11 protein-coding genes and 2 pseudogenes are annotated in these 13079 nt (G+C 71.5%); 4 read left to right on the forward strand and 9 right to left on the reverse strand.

What is annotated here, in order from left to right; translation table 11 throughout:
- Positions 1–54: 54 nt before the first annotated feature.
- The 4 genes and pseudogenes from QM699_RS15660 to QM699_RS15675 all read right to left on the reverse strand — a co-directional run bounded on the left by QM699_RS15660 (position 55) and on the right by QM699_RS15675 (position 2714).
- Positions 55–564: an ion channel gene (locus tag QM699_RS15660; protein ID WP_415011995.1), complete on the reverse strand. Its 510-nt coding sequence runs from the start codon at positions 562–564 to the stop codon at positions 55–57.
- Positions 565–811: 247 nt separating this feature from the next.
- Positions 812–1138, reverse strand: a pseudogene (locus QM699_RS15665) (transporter substrate-binding domain-containing protein); the annotation flags it as partial.
- Positions 1135–2166 carry a histone deacetylase family protein gene (locus QM699_RS15670; RefSeq protein WP_415011996.1) on the reverse strand — a complete coding sequence of 344 codons (1032 nt, stop codon included), beginning with the start codon at positions 2164–2166 and terminating at the stop codon, positions 1135–1137. The pseudogene QM699_RS15665 and the gene QM699_RS15670, both read right to left, overlap by 4 nt.
- Positions 2167–2237: 71 nt before the next feature.
- Positions 2238–2714 (reverse strand): transglycosylase SLT domain-containing protein, encoded by a 477-nt coding sequence (locus QM699_RS15675; protein ID WP_415011997.1) that lies wholly within the window; start codon positions 2712–2714, stop codon positions 2238–2240.
- Positions 2715–2905: 191 nt separating this feature from the next.
- Here QM699_RS15675 and QM699_RS15680 point away from each other — a divergent pair, with 191 nt between their 5' ends.
- The 4 genes from QM699_RS15680 to metG all read left to right on the forward strand — a co-directional run bounded on the left by QM699_RS15680 (position 2906) and on the right by metG (position 7205).
- On the forward strand, positions 2906–4180 hold the full coding sequence (locus tag QM699_RS15680) for a hemolysin family protein (protein WP_415011998.1): 1275 nt from the start codon (positions 2906–2908) through the stop codon (positions 4178–4180).
- Positions 4181–4293: 113 nt separating this feature from the next.
- A complete protein-coding gene (locus tag QM699_RS15685; protein ID WP_415011999.1) occupies positions 4294–4881 on the forward strand; it encodes a GAP family protein in 588 nt (195 codons plus the stop codon).
- Between the two features lie 118 nt (positions 4882–4999).
- Positions 5000–5179: a hypothetical protein gene (locus QM699_RS15690; RefSeq protein WP_415012000.1), complete on the forward strand. Its 180-nt coding sequence runs from the start codon at positions 5000–5002 to the stop codon at positions 5177–5179.
- A 298-nt stretch (positions 5180–5477) separates the two neighbouring features.
- Complete coding sequence (gene metG, locus QM699_RS15695) at positions 5478–7205, forward strand: methionine--tRNA ligase (RefSeq protein WP_415012001.1); 1728 nt, start codon at positions 5478–5480, stop codon at positions 7203–7205.
- Positions 7206–7359: 154 nt separating this feature from the next.
- On the opposite strand, the gene rnr is transcribed toward metG, so the two are convergent.
- From rnr to QM699_RS15720, 5 genes and pseudogenes are all read right to left on the reverse strand, one after another.
- On the reverse strand, positions 7360–9606 hold the full coding sequence (gene rnr, locus QM699_RS15700; protein WP_415012002.1) for a ribonuclease R: 2247 nt from the start codon (positions 9604–9606) through the stop codon (positions 7360–7362).
- 134 nt (positions 9607–9740) lie between these two features.
- Positions 9741–10343, reverse strand: coding sequence for an Isoquinoline 1-oxidoreductase subunit (locus tag QM699_RS15705; RefSeq protein WP_415012003.1), 603 nt, complete (start codon positions 10341–10343; stop codon positions 9741–9743).
- Positions 10343–11506, reverse strand: a complete 1164-nt coding sequence (locus QM699_RS15710) for a xanthine dehydrogenase family protein molybdopterin-binding subunit (RefSeq protein ID WP_415012004.1) — start codon at positions 11504–11506, stop codon at positions 10343–10345. Before QM699_RS15710 ends, QM699_RS15705 begins: the two co-directional genes overlap by 1 nt.
- Positions 11507–11972: 466 nt before the next feature.
- A pseudogene (locus tag QM699_RS15715) lies at positions 11973–12491 on the reverse strand (molybdopterin cofactor-binding domain-containing protein); the annotation flags it as partial.
- A gap of 3 nt (positions 12492–12494) precedes the next feature.
- Entirely contained in the window at positions 12495–12956 is a 462-nt protein-coding gene (locus tag QM699_RS15720) for a (2Fe-2S)-binding protein (protein ID WP_415012005.1), read from the reverse strand.
- Positions 12957–13079: the final 123 nt, after the last annotated feature.

Below are 13079 nucleotides of genomic sequence, written 5' to 3' on the forward strand. Positions count from 1 at the left end.
TAGGGATGCCTCGAATTGTTGGGTAGTGACAAGATCAAACCACAACATGCCGTTTCAGCCCGGCCCGAGATAGTAGCGCAGCGTACCGAGCCACGCCGGCGATCCGAGCGTGTCGAGGATCGCGCGGTTGACGGGTTCGCGCAGCGCCGATCCCTCGGGCAGCGCCATGGCAAAGCCGACCGGCTGGAACCGCACCGGGGCAAGGGTGATGCCGCCGAGGGTCTGCCCCTGCCAGGCCAGTTCGGCCTCGTCGTGGACCAGCGCGTCGATCTGGCCGTCGGCCAGCGCGCCGAGGGCCGCGCTCAGGGTCGGAAACGTCTCGACCTTGCCGCCCAGCGCCGCGAGCCGCGCCACCGCCGGGGCGCCGGCCACCGCGCCGACGTGCAGCCGGCTCAGGTCCGCGGCGCTGCCGACGCGGCCGTTCAGCCGATCGGCCGTCAGGATCGCCGACAGCTGCGCCGTGGCGAGCGCCACCAGCCCGAGGGTGAGGATCATCCAGATGATCCCGAGCAGGCGCCCCGCCACCGTGGCCGGCGCCTTGTCTCCGTACCCCACCGTGGTCATCGTCACGGTCGCCCACCAGAACTCCGCTGAACAGCCCGCGCGCCGGCGACCGCTCGAACTGCGGATTCCGGCGCCGCTCGACCATCCAGGCGAGCACGCCGACGACCACCGTCAGCCCGAGCAGCACCGCGAGCACCCCGCGGAATTCCCGCGACGCCAGTGCCTTCAGCAGGTCGAGCACCGGCACCGGCCGGGTCGACGGCACCGCGACCGCAAGCCCGCTCTGGAAATATCCGTTGCTGAAATCCACCATTCGCTCGGCATCGGCGGAGGGCACGATCGCCCCGATCGCGCCGTCGAGCTGGCCGGACGCCACTCCGGCGACCAGATCGGGCGGATCGACCTCGACCAGCCGATAGGCAAATCCGGCGCGGTCGGCCACCCCGGCAAGAAGGTCAATGCTGATCCCTTCCCAGCCGCCCCCGGGTGCGCGCATGACGAACGGCGGCGCCGGCGCCGTGCCGATGCGCAGTGTCGGCGGCGGCCCGGCCGGCTGCGCAAGAGCCGGCTGTACGAGAGCAGGCGCCGCCACCGCGAGGGACAGCGCGAGCGCCAGCCCCCCGCCGCGCGTCATGCGCCCTCGAAGCCCGTCAGGACGCCGACGGCATTCTCGCCGATCGCCTCGACCGCATAGCCGCCCTCCATCACGAACAGCGTCGGCAGCCCGAGCGCGGCGAGGCGCGCGCCGATCACCGGGTAGTCCGGCGTGTCGAGGCGAAACTGGCTGATCGGGTCGCCGTGGTAGGTGTCGACCCCGACCGAGACGACCAGCACGTCCGGCGCGAACCGCCGGATCGCCTCGGCCGCGACCGCAAGCGCGTCGATCCACCGGGCGAAGTCGGTGCCGTGCGGCAGCGGCAGGTTCAGGTTCGCGCCCAGACCGGCGCCCGTGCCCCGCTCGTCCGCGTGGCCGAGGAAGTAGGGGTACTCCACCATCGGGTCGGCATGGACGCTGACCACCTGCACGTCGCCGCGGGCATAGAAGATGTCCTGCGTGCCGTTGCCATGGTGATAGTCGATGTCGAGGATGCTCACCCGCCCGGCCCCGGCGAGGCGCAGGGATTCCGCCGCCACGGACGCGTTGTTGATGTAGCAGTAGCCGCCGGCGAACCGCGCCCCCGCATGGTGCCCCGGCGGCCGGCACAGGGCGAAGGCCGCCCGGGCGCCGCCGGCCACCAGCCCCGCCGCGGTCAGCGCGACGTCGTGGCTCACCTTCACCGCGTCCCAGGTGCCGGCGACGAACGTCGCGCCCGCATCCATCGCATAGAACCCGAGCAGGCCGTCGATGTCGTCGGGCGGCACGTCGGCCCGCAGGCCCGGGCGCGGCCAGACGAACGGCATGGCTGTGCCGTCACGCCCGGCGGCCTGCCAGCGGCCCCAGACACCGGCGAGGAAATCGAGATAGTCCGGCGCGTGCACCCGCGCCGCGATCGTCAGGTCGTGGGTGTCCGGCTCGCGGATCGGCCCGAGGCCCACCGCCTCCACGCGGGCGCGCACGATCTCGGCCCGGCGCGGCAACTCGAACGCCGGCACGATCGCGCCCGGCTGCAGCTCGGTGTTGCCGTCGTGCCCGGCGTGGCGCGGCGAATAGACCGTCTGCATGGCTCCGGAACGCTCCCCGACGCGGATCGGACCAGCCTAAGCCGACGCTCCGCGCCCGCGCAAGCCGGGCGTCAGCGCAGGCCGGTCTCGTCGAGCAGACCCGCGGCCTTGGCCTCGTGGTAGTAGCCGCGCGCGTAGAGGCCGACAGCCCGGTCGCGGTCGCCGCCCGACACCAGCCACGCGCCACGCAGGTACTTCACCGCGTATTCAAGGTTGGTCGCCGGGTCGAGCAGGCCCTCCGGCTTGCCCTGGAAACCCATGGAGCGCGCCGTCGCCGGCAGGATCTGCATCAGGCCCCAGTACGGGCCGTTGCGCGCCTCCGGCCGGTGGCGGCTCTCGCGGATCACCACGCGCTGCACCAGATCCTCCGGCACATCGTACCGCGCCGCCGCACCGTCGATCAGGCCACGCAGCTCCGGCGTCTCGTTCGGGTAGAGCGGCAGGGCGCGAGAAACTTCGGGCGCCGGCTGAACCGGCGGGGTGCCCGCGCATCCCGAAAGCAAGACCGACACTGCCGCCAGAATGGCGGCAAGCTTCGCTGCCCGCATGTCGACTCTCCGGTCGCTGCCTCGTTAATCCTAAACCTTCCTGAAGAACCCCGGGTCCGTCAACCGGAGCGGCAGCCAGCGGCGGATTTCCGCCCATGGGCCGGGCCACAACCCCCCGTGCATCCGCGCCGAAATTTCCCTATGAGGGGGGCGGGGCGCCCCGTCTGCGCCTCGCCGCTCAAGGAAGCCGGATGGCTGTCTCGCTGGTTATCGTTCTGGTCCTGATCGTCCTGAACGGGTTCTTCGCCATGTCCGAGCTTGCCATCGTCTCCTCGAAGCGGCCGCGCCTCGAGATCATGGCCAAGGCCGGCAACCGCGGCGCGGAGCGCGCGCTGCGCCTCGCCGAGGATCCGACCGGGTTCCTCTCCACCGTCCAGATCGGCATCACCCTCATCGGCATCTTCGCCGGCGCCTATTCCGGGGCGACGCTGTCCGAGCCGATCGCCGAGGTGCTGCGCGGCATCCCGGCGGTCGCCACGATCGCGGGCCCGCTCGCCTTCGCGCTCGTCGTCGTCGCCACCACCTATGTCTCGCTCATCATCGGCGAGCTGGTGCCGAAGCGGCTGGCGCTGCGCAACGCCGAGGGGCTTGCCGCCACCGTCTCCGGGCCGATGGCGGTGCTCGCGACCATCGGCAAGCCCGTCGTCTGGTTCCTCCGCCTCTCGACCGAGGCGGTGCTCGGCCTGCTCGGCGCCCGCGGCGAGGCGCCGTCCGCCGTCACCGAGGAAGAGGTGAAGGCGATGATCGCCGAGGGCACCGACGCCGGTGTCTTCCACGCCGCCGAGCGCGAGCTGCTCGAAGGGGTCATCCGCTTTGCCGACCGCCCGGTGAAGGGCGTCATGGTGCCGCGCCACGCGATCGCGTGGCTCGACGTCAATGATCCGATGCCGGCGATCCTCGACGAGGTTCTGGCCTCCGGCCACTCGCGCTTCCCGCTCTGCGACGGCGAAGTCGACGAGGTGCTGGGCTACCTGCACGTCAAGGACATCCTGCAGCTTCAGGTCTCCGGTGCAGCCGACCTGCGCGGCGCGGCCCGCGAGCCGCTCTATGTCGGCGAGACGATCCAGGCGCTGCGCATGATCGACCTGTTCCGCTCCTCCGGCACGCACATCGCCATGGTGGTCGACGAATACGGCAGCCTGGAGGGGCTCGTGACCCCGACGGACATCCTCACGAGCATCGCGGGCGACCTGCCCGACCACGACGAACACGACGAGTCGGCCGCGGCGCAGCGCGAGGACGGCTCGTGGCTGCTCGATGGCAGCCTGCCGATCGAGCAGGTTGCCCGCCATCTCGAGGTCGAGGACATGAGCTCGAACGACTTCGTGACCCTCGCGGGGATGATCATCGAGGAGCTGGGCCACATTCCCGTCCCCGGCGAGCACGTCACGCTGCATGGCTGGTGCTTCGAGGTGATCGACCTCGACGGCCGCCGCATCGACAAGGTTCTCGCCCGTCGGCCATAGCCGTTCGTGACGCTCTCCCACCCCGCCGCCAAGGTCGCGATGATGCTGTCTGACCTTCTCCCCATGGCCCTTGGCGTGGCGTTGAGCCCGTTCCCGATCATCGGCGTCGCCTGGTGCTGACCAGTTCGCGGGCGGCGGTCTCCGGTCCCGCGTTCGCCGGCGGCTTCGTCGCCGGGCCTGCCGGGCTCGCCGCAGTCACCTTCGTGCTCCTCGATGGCTCGGGCTCCGGCGGCGGGCGGGCCGGGGCAATCCTGCGGATCGCGCTCGGCGTCGCGCTTGTGGCGCTTGTGGCGCTTGTGGTCTCGAAGTGGCGCAAGCGCCCCCGCGCCGGCGAGATGCCGCCCCTGCCGGGCTGGATGGCTGCGCTGCAGGAGATCGCGCCGGGCCGGGCCTTCCTGGCCGGCGCCGCGCTCGGGGGCGTCAATCCGAAGAACATCGCCTTTGCCTCAGCGGCAGGCGCCGCCGTCGCGACGCGGCCGCCGCGCGAGACCGCCGTTGCCGCCGTCGCCTTCGTCCTGCTCGGGTCCGCCTCGGTTCTGCTCGCCACGTTCGCCCGGCTCGCGGCCGGCACCGCGGCAACCGCCCCGCTCGAGGCGATCCGCGGCTTCATGGTCCGCAACGGCAATGCCGTGCTCGCGGCGATCTTCCTGATCCTCGGCGCCAAGCTTCTGATCGAGGGATGGTCCGGCCTCGCCGCATGACCGCCGCGTCGCGGTCGATTCTCCGCCGTCGTGCAACCTTCCATCCTGCGACGAATTGACGCAGTGCGAGGCGTAAGGTCCGGGCGCCCCCTTGGGCGTGCCGGAACGAGAGACGACCATGGGCAGGATCATCGGCACCGCCGGCAACGACGACCTCGACGGAACCCGGCTGGGAGACCTTATCCGGGGCCTGCAGGGCAACGACGACATCGAGGGGCGCCGCGGCGACGACCACATCTCGGGCGGCGTGGGCCAGGACGACTTCGCCGACTTAAGCGCGGCCGACTTCATCCTGTGAGGCGTGACCTGCGGGCGGCACCGACGCCGCCCGCAGGCTCCGCAGCCGCTCCGCCAGCCCGGACCGCCAGCCCGGACCGCCCGGACGGCGGCCAGAGCCGCGGCCCCGCCGTTCCGGCGGCGCTTCACATGCGCTGGCAGGTCCTGAAGACGAATCCCCATGAATTCACGGCGCTTCCGACCGTCGCCCCGTGAAGTCAGCCGCTTTCGCCTCCGGCCGCCGCCGTCCCAATTCTCTGGCCAGCGCGCCCCGGATCGCCTATCTCCCGAGGTCTTCACCAGAGACCCCGGAACCGCCGATGGCCCGCATCCTCATCACCTCCGCGCTGCCCTACATCAACGGGGTGAAGCACCTCGGCAATCTGGTCGGCAGCCAGCTTCCCTCCGACGTCTTCGCCCGCTATCGGCGTGCCCGCGGCGACGAGGTGCTGTTCATCTGCGCCACCGACGAGCACGGCACCCCGGCCGAGCTGGCCGCCGCTGCCGCCGGCGAGCCCGTCGCCGACTACTGCGCCCGGCTCTGGCAGGTGCAGAAGGACCTCGCCGATGGCTTCCGCCTCAGCTTCGACCACTTCGGCCGGTCCTCCTCGCCCGAGAACCACCGGCTGACCCAGCACTTCGCCGGCCGCCTCGCCGACGCGGGCCTGATCGCCGAGGTGATGGAGAAGCAGGTCTACTCGCCCGCCGACGGTCGCTTCCTGCCCGACCGCTACATCACCGGCACCTGCCCGAACTGCGGCTATCCCCGCGCCCGCGGCGACCAGTGCGAGAACTGTACCAAGCAGCTCGACCCGACCGACCTGATCGAGCCCCGTTCCGCCATCTCCGGCTCCACCGACCTCGAGGTGCGCGAGACCAAGCACCTCTACCTTCGCCAGAGCCTGATGCGCGACGACCTGCGCCGCTGGATCGGCACCAAGACCGACTGGCCGGTGCTCTCGACCTCGATCGCGCTGAAATGGCTCGACGACGGCGACGGGCTGCAGGACCGCGGCATCACCCGCGACCTCGACTGGGGCATTCCGGTCCGGCGGGGCAGCGAGGACTGGCCCGGGATGGAGGGCAAGGTCTTCTACGTCTGGTTCGACGCGCCCATCGAGTACATCGGCGCCACCGCCGAATGGGCCCACGCGCGCGGCCTCGGCGAGGAGGGCTGGCAGCGCTGGTGGCGGGCCGACCTCGGCGCGGCGGACGTGCGCTATCTCGAGTTCATGGGCAAGGACAACGTGCCCTTCCACACCCTCTCGTTCCCCGCGACGATCCTCGGCGCCAATCAGGACGGTCGGGAGGACTGGAAGCTCGTCGATTACATCAAGTCGTTCAACTACCTGAACTACGAAGGCGGCAAGTTCTCCACCTCCGAGGGGCGCGGCGTCTTCATGGACCAGGCGCTCGCGATCCTGCCGGCCGACTACTGGCGGTGGTGGCTGATGTCGAACGTGCCGGAGGGATCGGACTCGAACTTCACCTGGGAGAGCTTCCAGTCCGGGGTGAACAAGGATCTCGCCGACGTGCTGGGCAATTTCGTCAGCCGCGTGACCAAGTTCGCCGCCGCGCGCCTCGGCGCGACGGTTCCGGCAGGCACCTACGGTCCGGCCGAGGAGGCTGTGGTCGAGGAGTTGTCCCGGCGGCTGGCGGCCTTCGAGGCCGCCATGGACGCGATCGAGCTGCGCAAGGCGTCGCAGGAGCTGCGGGCGATCTGGGTGGCGGGGAACGAGTACCTGCAGGCGGCAGCCCCGTGGACGGCGATCAAGACCGACCCGGAGCGGGCGGCGGCGATCGTGCGGTTCAGCCTGAACCTGATCCGGCTCTATGCGGTGCTGAGCCAGCCGTTCGTGCCGGACGCCTCTGCGGCGATGCTCGACGCCCTCGGGGTGTCCGAGGCGCACTGGCCGACGGATGTGGCGGCCGCGCTCGACGCGCTGCCGACCGGGGCGGCGTTCTCGGTGCCGGAGGTGCTGTTCGCGAAGGTCGACGACGCCCGCCGCGAGGGGTTCGAGGCGCAGTTCGCGGGTGGCAAGGCGTGAGACCGACGGACGTCCTGCGCGTGCGCTGAACCCAGCGAGGCCGCTCCGAGCGGCGTCTGCAGGTGGGGGCGGATCGCGCAGTTGGCGGGTTCGGGAGCCTCCGGCGGGAGTATTTGTCGCCAAGAAAAAGCCGAAGGCGGCCCCGGCCGAGCGGCTACCGGCGTTTCGCGCGCTTGTCGTCGACCCGCTTGCGGACGCGGCTCGCGCCGAGCTTGCGGCGGGGGGCGCCCCTCGCGCCCTTCGGCGGCGTCGGCATGGTGCGGCCCTCGACCTCCAGCAGCTCGAAGAGCAGGCCGCCGGTGATCGGCGCGGCCTCGGCCAGCCGCACCGTCACCCGCTGGCCGAGGCCGAGGACGCGGCGGGATTTCTCGCCGGTCAGCGTCTGGCTGTCGAGATCGTAGACGAAGTACTCGCGGCCGATCGCCGAGATCGGCACGAGGCCGTCGGCGCCGGTCTCGTCGAGCTTCACGAACAGGCCGAAGCGGGCGACGCCGGAGATCGTGCCGACGAATTCCGATCCGACGCGATCGGAGAGCCAGGCGGCGAGGTAGCGGTCGGTGGTGTCGCGCTCGGCCAGCATCGAGCGCCGCTCGGTCATCGAGATGTGCTCTGCCGTCTCGCCGAGGCCGCGCTCTTCCTCGATGGTCAGCCCGTCGTCGCCCCAGCCGTGCGACCGGACCAGCGCGCGGTGAACGACGAGGTCGGCATAGCGGCGGATGGGCGAGGTGAAATGGCCGTACTTCGGCAGGTTCAGCCCGAAGTGGCCGAAATTCTCGGGCGCGTAGTAGGCTTGCGTCATCGAGCGCAGCACGCTGATGTTGACCATCTCGGCGTGCTCGGTCCCCGCCACGCCGTCGAGCAGCCGGTTCAGCTGCGCGGTCTTCAGCACCTGTCCCTTCGCGAGCGACAGGCCGACGGACTCGACGATTTGCCGCAGCGACTCGAGCTTCTCCTGGCTCGGCTCCTCGTGGACGCGGTAGAGCAGGTGCATCCGTTTCGCCTCCAGCTCCTCGGCGGCGGCGACGTTGGCGAGGATCATGAAATCCTCGATCAGGCGGTGCGCATCGAGGCGGTCGCGGAAGGCGACGGACTCGACCTTGCCCTCGTCGGACAGCACGATCCGGCGTTCGGGCAGGTCGAGATTGAGCGGCTGGCGCAGCTCGCGTGCGGTGTGGGCGGCGCGCCAGGCGGTCCAGAGCGGGCGGATGACGCTGTCCATCAGCGGCTCGGTCAGGGCATCGGGCTGGCCATCGGCGCCGGCCTGGGCCTGCTGGTACGAGAGGGTGGCACGGGAGCACATCAGGCCGCGGGTGAAGCGGTGGCTGCGCTTCGAGCCGTCGGGGCCGAGCACCAAGCGGACGGCGATGCAGGGGCGGTCCTCGGTGTCGACGAGCGAGCAGAGGTCGCCCGACAGCGCCTCGGGCAGCATCGGCACCACGCGGTCGGGAAAGTAGGTGGAATTGCCGCGACGGCGTGCTTCCTGGTCGAGGGCGGAGCCGGGGCGGACATAGGCGGCGACGTCGGCGATCGCCACCCAGACGACATGGCCGCCGGGGTTCGCCGGATCGTCGTCCGCCATCGCCGCAACCGCGTCGTCGTGATCCCGGGCATCGGACGGGTCGATGGTGACGAGCGGCAGGTCGCGCAGGTCCTCGCGCCGGCCGAGCGGCATGGGTCGGGCGAGGGCGGCCTCGGCAAGGGTGGCCTCGGGGAAAACGTCGGGGATGCCGTGCTCGTGGATGGCGATGAGCGAGACGGCCCGCGGCTGTGACGGGTCGCCGAGGCGGGCGACGACCCGCGCGCGGGGCAGGCCATGCCCGCGCGGCGCGCCGAGCTGCTCGGCCTCGACCAGTTCGCCCTCGCGGGCGCCGCCGCTGTCGCCGGGGGCGACCTGCCAGTCGCGATCGGTCTTCTTGTCGATGGCGGCGATGCGGCCGCCGAACTCCGCCGCGTGGTAGATGCCGATCACCCGGCGCGGCCCCATGCCGATGCGACGGATGACACGGGCGGCGAGCGGGGCCTCTTCGGTGCCGGCGACCAAGCGGCCGAGCAGCCGGTCGCCGGCGCCGAGCGCCGGGTCGTCGCGGCGGGTGAGGACGAGGATCCGCGGTGCAGGGCCGTCCCCCTCCCACTCGGCGGGCTCGGCCCAGAGGTCGCCCGCGTCGTCGGGGCCGACGGCGCGCAGAACGAGGACCGGGGGCAGCTCGCCGTCGGGGCGGACCTTGCGGCGGTTCCTCTCGATCAGCCCCTCGCGCTGCATCCGGGTCAGGAGCTGCTTCAGCTCGACCTTCGCCGCCCCCTTCAGGCCGAAGGCGCGGGCGATGTCGCGCTTCGCGCCCTCGCCGGGGTGCTGGCGGAGCCAGTCGAGGATCTGTTCGGGCGAGGGGACCTGCTGTGCCATCCCCGCGCCGTAGCACGCCCGGGGGGCGAGTGCGACCGTTGAGAGGAGGTCCGGCGGGATCGAGGCGGGGAGGCCCAACGAATTGTTCCGACAGGATCAGCGCGCACTTTGGCCGTTGCCCCCCCGCCGGGATTTCACTGCGGGCAGTGCGCGCCCGTGTCGACCCATGCCTGGATCAGCTCGCCGAATTCCGCCTGCGTGCCGGGAGCCGGGGTGCGGCCCTTGCCCGGATCCCAGCCCCAGCCGACCAGATCGTCGTGCGCCATGTGCTCGACGATCTCGTCGAGGTCCCGGCCACCGTTGCGCGCGGGGTCCTTGAGCTGGGTGCAGATGTCGCCGAGCGACTTGCCGACCCAGCCCATGGAGAGCGGCGCGAGGTGCCACGCCGGATTGCCCGGGATCGACCCGAGGCCCTCGGCCTGCGCGACGATGGCGACGTTCGCCGGGCCGTGGCAGGTGGTGCACATCATGCCGGGCGCGCCCATGTCGGCGTCGCCGCGAACCACCGGGGGCTGGTGGGCGTGCATGTCGTCGCCCTGCATGGGCGTGTCGCCGACCGGGTGGCAGTTGAGGCAGCGCGGGTGCTCGATGACCTTGCCGGCCTCCTCGAAGAGCACGGCCGAGCGGGCAGCCGGGTCGGCGATGGCGTCGAACGCGGAGACGGGCTTCAGGTCCTGCGCGAGCGCGGGGCCGGCGACGAAGGCGGCCAGCGCGGCCGTCAGGAAGGGCGCGCGCATCAGGCGAGCTCCGCGCTCGAGAGCGGCAGGCGGCGGACCGGCTGGCCGGTAAGGCGGCGCCAGGCGTTGGCGACGGCGGGGCCGATCGGCGGGACGCCCGGCTCGCCGACGCCGGTCGGGGCCTCACGCGACGGGATGACGGCGACCTCGACCGCCGGCATCTCGTTGATCCGCAGCGAGCGATAGTCGTGGAAGTTGGACTGGACGATCCGGCCGCTGTCGCCGAGGCTCACCTGGTCGAACAGGATCGCGCCGAGGCCGTACCCGACGCCGCCCTCCATCTGCGCCTTGATGACGTTGGGGTTGACCGGCTGCCCGCAGTCGACGGCGACCCAGACCCGATGGACCCGCGGCCTGCCGGCTTCGATCGAGATCTCGGCGATCTCGGCGACGTAGGTGTTGAAACTCTTGTGCAGCGCGACGCCGCGCTGGCGACCCTCCGGCACGGGGCCGCCCCAGTCGGCGAGGTCGGCGACCTTCTGCAGCACGGCGGTGTGGCGCGGCGATCTGTCGCCGAGAAGGGCGAGGCGGCCGGCAACCGGATCCTTGCCACCGGCCTGCAGCAGTTCGTCGACGAACGTCTCCACCGCGAAGCCGGTGTGGGTGTGGCCGACGGAGCGCCACCAGAGCACCGGCACGGGCAGGTCGGTCGCGGTGGCGGTGACGTGGAGGTTGGGGATGGCATAGGGCAGGTCGGCGGCGCCCTCGACGGTCGACTCGTCGAACTCGCCCTTTTTCATCAGCGACTGGCCGACGATGTGCTGCTGCCACGCGACGATGCTGCCGTCCCGGTCGATCGCGCCCTTGAGGGTATGCAGATAGGTCGGGCGGTAGAAGCCGCCGCGGATGTCGTCCTCGCGGGTCCACATGTGCTTGACCGGACGGGCCATGCCGGAGGCGGCGAAGACCGCCGCCGCCTCGCGCAGGTAGGGCGAGCCGAACTGCGCCCGGCGACCGAAGCTGCCGCCGGCGAGCTGGGTGTTGATGCGGACCCGCGCGGGATCGACGCCGCAGACCTCGGCGATCGCCGCCTTGTCCTGGCCCGGGAACTGCGCCCCGTTGAAGCAGTCGATCGAGCCGTCGGCGTTTCGCATCAGCACCGCGTCGAGCGGCTCCATCGGGGCGTGCGCGAGATAGGGGAAGACGATCTCGCGCTCGAGCACCGTCAGGCCGTCGGCGGTGAAGGCCGCGTCGACGTCGCCGGTCTTCGCCGCCTCGTGGCCGGTCTTGGCGAGGAGGGCGCGATAGTCGGCCTCGATCTCTGCGCTGGAGCGGGTCTCGGCGTGGGTGAGATCCCAGTCGATCGAGAGCGCGGCGCGGCCCTTGAGCGCGGCCCAGGTCGAACTCGGCGTAGACCGCGACGCCCTGCGGCACCGGCTTCACGTCGACCACGCCCGGGACGGCGCGGGCGGCGGTGTCGTCGAAATGCCCGACCGTGGCGCCGAAGTGGGCAGGATGGGCGACCATGGCAACCAGCATGTCCTTCGCCTGCACGTCGATCGTGAAGACCGCCTGGCCGGTGGATTTCGCGTGCGTATCGAGCTTGGGAAGCTCGGTGCCGATCAGCACGAAGTCGGCCGGGTCCTTCAGCGGCGGGTTTTCCGGCGCGGGCATCGTCGCGGCAAGTTCTGCGAACGCGCCGAAGCCGCTTTCCCTCCCCGTGCCGGCGTGGGCGATCCGGCCCTTCGCGACGGTGATCTCGGCGGCGGGAACGCCCCAGCTCTCGGCGGCGGCGGCGACGAGCATGGCGCGGGCGGTCGCGCCGGCCTTGCGCATCTGCTCGTAGGAATTGGCGATGGCGGTGGAGCCGCCCGTGCCCTGCAGGCCGAACATCAGGTTGGCGTAGATCTGATCGTCGGCGGGCGCGGCGGCGGCGCGCATCTGGCTCCAGTCGGCGTCCATCTCCTCGGCGACGAGTGTGGCGAGGCCGGTATAGGGGCCCTGGCCGAACTCGATGTGCTTGGAAAGCACCGTGACGGTGCCGTCGGGCGCGACCCGGACGAAGGCGTTGAACGGGCTGGCGCCGGTGACGTCGGCGGGCGCGCCGCGGGTCAGCGCGTCGGCGGCGAAGCCACGGGGCGCGAGGGTGACGCCGATGACGAGGCCGAGGCCGGTGAGGAAGGCGCGGCGGGAGGTCTGCACGGTCATGGCTCAGCCCTCCAGGGTCGCCGCGGCATCGTGGATCGCCTGCCGGATGCGGACGTAGGTGGCGCAGCGGCAGATGTTGCCGGCCATGGCGTGGTCGATATCGGCATCGCTGGGCCTCGGCACCAGTTGCAGCAAGGCGACGGCGGACATGATCTGGCCGGACTGGCAATAGCCGCATTGCGGCACGTCGAGCGCGGTCCAGGCGGCGCGGATGGCATCGGCCTCGGCGCCCGCGACCGCCTCGATCGTCACCACGTCCGAGCCATCGACGGTGGCAATCGGCGTGACGCAGGAGCGGCGCGGCAGGCCGTCGAGGTGGACGGTGCAGGCGCCGCACTGGGCGACGCCGCAGCCGTACTTCGTGCCCGTCAGGCGGGCCTCGTCGCGGATGACCCAGAGCAGAGGGGTGTCGGGATCGCCGTCGAAGCTGGTCTTCTGACCATTGAGGGTGAAGGTGACGGCCATCGTCGCGCTCCTCCTGGCTGTCGGGGCAGCATGAGCGGCGCCCCGTTGGCTGAGGGGGAGGAGGTAGCGCCGTCGTGACCTCCGGCAATCGCAAAAGCGGGAAAAACGCTGTTGCGCGCGCCT

Source organism: Amaricoccus sp., assembly GCF_047602525.1.
Taxonomy (GTDB): Bacteria; Pseudomonadota; Alphaproteobacteria; order Rhodobacterales; family Rhodobacteraceae; genus Amaricoccus.

Excerpts from the sequence above, each read along its gene's own strand:
- QM699_RS15660 (WP_415011995.1), bottom strand. The coding sequence starts at position 564 with ATGACCACGGTGGGGTACGGAGACAAGGCGCCGGCCACGGTGGCGGGG.
- QM699_RS15670 (WP_415011996.1), bottom strand. The coding sequence starts at position 2,166 with ATGCAGACGGTCTATTCGCCGCGCCACGCCGGGCACGACGGCAACACC.
- QM699_RS15675 (WP_415011997.1), bottom strand. The coding sequence starts at position 2,714 with ATGCGGGCAGCGAAGCTTGCCGCCATTCTGGCGGCAGTGTCGGTCTTG.
- QM699_RS15680 (WP_415011998.1), top strand. The coding sequence starts at position 2,906 with ATGGCTGTCTCGCTGGTTATCGTTCTGGTCCTGATCGTCCTGAACGGG.
- QM699_RS15690 (WP_415012000.1), top strand. The coding sequence starts at position 5,000 with ATGGGCAGGATCATCGGCACCGCCGGCAACGACGACCTCGACGGAACC.
- metG (WP_415012001.1), top strand. The coding sequence starts at position 5,478 with ATGGCCCGCATCCTCATCACCTCCGCGCTGCCCTACATCAACGGGGTG.
- rnr (WP_415012002.1), bottom strand. The coding sequence starts at position 9,606 with ATGGCACAGCAGGTCCCCTCGCCCGAACAGATCCTCGACTGGCTCCGC.
- QM699_RS15705 (WP_415012003.1), bottom strand. The coding sequence starts at position 10,343 with ATGCGCGCGCCCTTCCTGACGGCCGCGCTGGCCGCCTTCGTCGCCGGC.
- QM699_RS15720 (WP_415012005.1), bottom strand. The coding sequence starts at position 12,956 with ATGGCCGTCACCTTCACCCTCAATGGTCAGAAGACCAGCTTCGACGGC.